The organism is Robiginitalea sp. (assembly GCF_049588695.1).
GTDB lineage: Bacteria > Bacteroidota > Bacteroidia > Flavobacteriales > Flavobacteriaceae > Robiginitalea.
The window spans coordinates 1-3,440 of sequence record NZ_JBAVZJ010000096.1; the positions used below are offsets into that span (position 1 = coordinate 1).

The window sequence follows — 3,440 nt, forward strand, 5'->3', positions numbered from 1 at the left end:
TGCCACAGGTTACCAAGAGGGTTAGGGTAATCTGATTTCCGAATGTTTTAAGGGCTTTCTCATTCTGATTAGCTCCAAGGGCTCGCGAAATAATACTACTTCCCCCGATTCCGATAGCCATTCCCAGGGCGGCAATAAAGAACGAAACCGGCAGCACTACATTGATAGCGGCAATGGCGATGGGCCCAATCCAATTTCCCACAAAAATGGTATCCACCAGGATGTTCAAGCTCATCACCAGAATTCCAATAGAAGCAGGAACGGCTTGCTGAATCAATAATTTCCCGATAGGTTGGGTGCCCAGTTCTTCTGAAGATACGCCTGACATGGTTTAAGAAAGAATTGAATGCATGGCCTGAGCTAGTTATATTTCTATGGTGAACCGAGGGTCATTGAAATCCACGTGGGGTTTAATACCCGGCGGCCTGCCCGTCTTTGCGGCTCTCAGAAGCTCCATGATACACGCCTTCTGCAGCATCCCAAAGTATCGCCTGGTACCCTCCGTAAACCCCTCTTGCATAGCGTACCTGATGTCCACGGTCCATGAGGCCACGTATTGTTTTGTAAGGAATTCCGGACTCAATACGGACTGCACCCGCACCCGGCCCCTCGCCTGTGGGAGAAGAGCCTCCGGTATGATCCCATCTCGGGGCATCTCCTGCTTCCTGTAGATTCATTCCGAAATCGATCAGGTTCATCACAATTTGAGTATGGCCCTGGGGTTGAAAATCCCCTCCCATAACGCCAAAACTCACCCAGGGAATTCCATCTTTGGTGATAAATGCGGGAATAATGGTGTGAAAAGGCCGTTTTCCGGGGGCGTAGGTGTTCGCCTGTCCTTCCTGCAGACTAAACAATTCCCCCCTGTCCTGAAGCATAAACCCAAGGTCCGGGGGGACCATGCCCGATCCCATGCCCCGGTAATTACTCTGAATCAGGGAGATCATGTTACCGTACTGGTCGGCCACCGTCATGTATATCGTCTCCCCGGCACTGATTTCACCTGCGCTGTAGACCCCGGCTTTATCACCAATTTGCCCCCGTCTTTTTTCGGCATAGGCATCCGAAAGCAGCGTTTTTGCAGGGATTTGAACAAAATCCGGATCTGCATAATACTTTGCCCGATCCTCAAAAGCCAGTTTTTTGGCTTCCGTGAAGAGGTGCAGGTGCTGCGCACTGCCAAATTCAATAGCTGAAAAGTCATAACCTTCCAGGATTTGAAGCATTTGAAGGGCTGCAATTCCCTGCCCATTGGGTGGGAGTTCCCATATGTCGTATCCTCTGTAATTCACTGAAAGGGGAGTCACCCATTCCGAACTATGGGCTTTTAAATCAGCGGTGGTCAGATAGCCGCCCTGACTTTGGATAAAGCTAGCAATGGTCTCGGCGATTTCACCTTGATAAAAAGCCTCCCGCCCTCCTTCGGCAATCCTGCGATAGGTCTGTGCAAGAAACGGGTTTTTATAGATACTTCCTTCCCGGGGGAGTTGTCCTCCGTTCTGGTCTAAATAGGTCTCTTTGATGTTTGGGAATTCCCGGCCCTGGAAGAAGGGGATGGTACGGTTCATGTACCAGGCGATTAATTGGGTCAGGGGGAATCCCTCTTCGGCATAGCGAATAGAAGGTGCAAGCAAATCTGCCATTGGTAGTTTGCCAAATTTGGAATGCAATTCGAACCAGCCATCTACGGCCCCAGGCACACTCACGGGCAGTGGGCCGAAAGATGGGATTTTTTGGAGCCCTTTCTTTTTGAATTCGCTTAGCGTTAACGATTTTGGAGACCGTCCGCTGGCGTTAAGGCCATGCAGTTTTTTCGAATTTGCATCCCATACAATGGCGAAGAGATCTCCTCCAATACCGCTGCCTGTTGGTTCCATGAGCCCGAGTGCCGCATTGGCTGCAATGGCAGCATCGATAGCGGTGCCACCGCTCTTAAGAATATCAAGGCCTATCTGGGTGGCTAAAGGGTGACTGGTAGCCACCATTCCTTTTTGGGCGAGGACCTCAGACCGCGTGGCGAACTCCGCTCCGGAAATCCGATCCTGTCCTGAGACCAGAACCATTCCGGCCATAAAAAGAAGTGCAGTGGTAAAGGGTTTCATCTGTTTATTTTTATTGTTTTTAATAGGTCAGATGTAATTCGCCAATAACCATCTCGGTTGGTATCAAGAATTGTTATGGCTCATTTCATATGTGATTGATTTTCGATCTTTTTATGGGGAAACCCCATATGTGTTTAATGCTATTTCATCGGGAAAACCGCTACGTTATGGAAAAAAGGGATCCCCCTCCCGCCCATATTCAAGATAAGCGCAAATCCCGCAAAAACCAATCACCTCCCGTCAGATCATTTCACACCGGGAGGGCATCGGTTTCAGCCCATTGGCCAATCCACTCTCCCATCAGGGCAACCCAGTCTTCCCGGTCGTTCAGGCAGGGAATATGAATGTACTCCGAACCCCCGGCTTCCAGGAATTCTTCTTTGCCCTCCATGGCAATTTCTTCCAGGGTCTCCAGGCAGTCACTGACAAAGGCAGGGGTAATCACTGCCAGTCGGGTCTTGCCCTCTTCAGCCAGCCGCTTAAAATCGTAATCTGTATAGGGTTTGAGCCACGGATCTCCTGCCAACCTGCTTTGAAAGGAGGAACTCACTTTATCCCGGGGCAGGCCAAGGGTTTGAACGATCCGCTCCGTAGTATCGTAACACTGGTGCCTGTAACAACTGTTATGGGCCACAGAGTTAACGGAACAGCATGTGCCGTCAATTTTACAATGGAAGCGGGTAGGGTCTGATTTTCGTATATGGCGTTCCGGAATCCCGTGATACGAAAACAGCACATGGTCGTATTCGAAATCTTTTAAATGGTCTTGTATGGAATCTGCCAGCACCTTTATATAGCCAGGGGTTTTATAAAAAGCCGGCAAGGTTGTAATTCCCATTTGTGGAAATTTCTCCTGCTGGATTTCCAGAGTCTTTACAACTACCGTCTCATAAGAACTCATGGCGTAGTGCGGATACAAAGGGACCAGCAGAACGTCATCGACTCCCTGATCGCTTAATTCCTTCAGGCCTTCTTCAATGGAACCAGATCCATAGCGCATTCCCAAAGCGACCGGCAAGTCCGTTTTGGAGCGAACTTTATGGAGAAATCGCTCCGAAATCACGATCAGGGGGGATCCCTCCTCCCACCATATTTTTTGATAGGCTTTGGCCGATTTTTTGGGCCGGGTCTGCAGGATAACTCCCCGAACCAGAATCGTTCTCAACCATTTGGGGGCGTCGATCACACGCTCGTCCATTAGAAACTCATCCAGATAGGGCTTGACATCTTTTGCTGTTGGGCTGTCCGGAGATCCCAGGTTTACCAGTAGTACACCTTTCATGAAAACTAGTTCTTTTTAAGTTGGGTTGAATGAAGCCCTACAAAAATACGGTTTCA

3 protein-coding genes are annotated in these 3,440 nt (G+C 49.4%); all 3 read right to left on the minus strand.

All coding sequences use genetic code 11. The features are described from left to right. A partial coding sequence (locus WBV75_RS02025) for an MATE family efflux transporter (protein WP_424118988.1) occupies positions 1-328 on the minus strand: 328 nt, incomplete at its 3' end. A gap of 82 nt (positions 329-410) precedes the next feature. Continuing rightward, positions 411-2,102 carry a gamma-glutamyltransferase gene (gene ggt, locus WBV75_RS02030; protein ID WP_424118989.1) on the minus strand — a complete coding sequence of 564 codons (1,692 nt, stop codon included), beginning with the start codon at positions 2,100-2,102 and terminating at the stop codon, positions 411-413. A 250-nt stretch (positions 2,103-2,352) separates the two neighbouring features. Then, entirely contained in the window at positions 2,353-3,384 is a 1,032-nt protein-coding gene (hemH, locus tag WBV75_RS02035; RefSeq protein ID WP_424118990.1) for a ferrochelatase, read from the minus strand. Positions 3,385-3,440 lie beyond the last annotated feature (56 nt).

Excerpts from the sequence above, each read along its gene's own strand:
- ggt (WP_424118989.1), bottom strand. The coding sequence starts at position 2,102 with ATGAAACCCTTTACCACTGCACTTCTTTTTATGGCCGGAATGGTTCTG.
- hemH (WP_424118990.1), bottom strand. The coding sequence starts at position 3,384 with ATGAAAGGTGTACTACTGGTAAACCTGGGATCTCCGGACAGCCCAACA.